Consider the following 1262-nt stretch of genomic DNA (forward strand, 5'->3'; position numbering starts at 1 on the left):
CCCATCGTGTCCGCGCCTGCTGCCTGATGGTCTGCAGCATGGCGCGGGGTGGGGCCTCAGACCTTCTCGACCTGGGCGTATTCGAGCTCGACCGGGGTGGCGCGGCCGAAGATGGAAACCGAGACCTTCACGCGGCCGCGCTCCTCGTCGACCTCTTCCACCGTGCCGTTGAAGCTGGTGAAGGGGCCGTCGGCGACGCGGACCTGCTCGCCGACCTCGAAGACCACCGCGGGGCGCTTCGGCTTGTCGACGCCTTCCTGAACCTGCTGGACGATGCGCAGCGCCTCGGCCTCGGAGATCGGGCTGGGCTTGTTGCGGGCGCCGAGGAAGCCGGTGACCTTGGGCGTGTCCTTGACCAGGTGCCAGGCCTCGTCGGACATCTGCATCTTCACCAGCACGTAGCCGGGGAAGAACTTGCGCTCGGAGTTGATCTTCTGGCCGCGGCGGACCTCGGTCACCTCCTCGGAGGGGACCAGGATGTCGCCGAACTTGTCGGCCAGGCCCTTCTGCGCGGCCTGCTCCTGGATCTGCTGGGCGATCTTCTTCTCGAAGCCCGAATAGACGTGAACGACGTACCACTTCATGTCGGCCATGGATCTCGCTCCGTCTTACGCGCCGAAGCCGAAGAGCAGGCTCACCGCGAACTGGATGAGCTTGTCGGTCAGCAGGAAGAAAACCGCGGCCAGGGCAGAGAGCGCCAGGACCAGGCCGGTGGTGATCAGCGTTTCCTTGCGCGACGGCCAGGTGACCCGGGCCACCTCCTGCCGCACATCGCGGATGAACAGCGCGGGATCGAGCTTCGCCAAAATCGCTACCCTAACTGGTTACCCTGAGGGGGAGGAAACGCTTCGCGGGCGGCATCCGGTCCGGAGCCACCCCACTAGACCCGGCCTCGCGCGACGGAAGCGGCGGCCGTTGGCAGGGGCGGAGGGTCTCGAACCCCCAACCTCCGGTTTTGGAGACCGGCGCTCTAGCCAATTGAGCTACGCCCCTGCACGGCAGCCATCGCTGCGCGAGGCCGCGTCTATAGGGCAGCGGAAAGCGGCTGTCGAGAGGACGAAGCGCGGGAACGGCCCGGGAAATACCAGTATCGGCATGGCCCGGGCCAAGTTCCGGCGCCGGGCGCCGCAAACAGCGCGGCGGGGATAAAAAAGGGCGGGCCGCCCAGAGGCGGCCCGCCCGTTCCGCCGCGGCCCGAAGGCCGCGCCGGGTCAGATCACTTGCTGATCGAGGCGACGACGCCGGCGCCGACCGTGCGGCCA

Annotated in this window: 2 protein-coding genes and 1 tRNA gene; all 3 read right to left on the reverse strand. The window is 67.8% G+C overall.

The genetic code is table 11. The features are described from left to right. Window positions 1-56: 56 nt before the first annotated feature. On the reverse strand, window positions 57-593 hold the full coding sequence (nusG, locus tag BKE38_RS28875) for a transcription termination/antitermination protein NusG (RefSeq protein WP_076960565.1): 537 nt from the start codon (window positions 591-593) through the stop codon (window positions 57-59). Between the two features lie 15 nt (window positions 594-608). Next, window positions 609-806: a preprotein translocase subunit SecE gene (gene secE, locus BKE38_RS28880; RefSeq protein ID WP_076960566.1), complete on the reverse strand. Its 198-nt coding sequence runs from the start codon at window positions 804-806 to the stop codon at window positions 609-611. Window positions 807-916: 110 nt separating this feature from the next. Continuing rightward, a tRNA-Trp gene (locus tag BKE38_RS28885) sits at window positions 917-993 on the reverse strand. Window positions 994-1262 lie beyond the last annotated feature (269 nt).

This window comes from Teichococcus deserti (assembly GCF_001982615.1).
Classification (GTDB): domain Bacteria; phylum Pseudomonadota; class Alphaproteobacteria; order Acetobacterales; family Acetobacteraceae; genus Pseudoroseomonas; species Pseudoroseomonas deserti.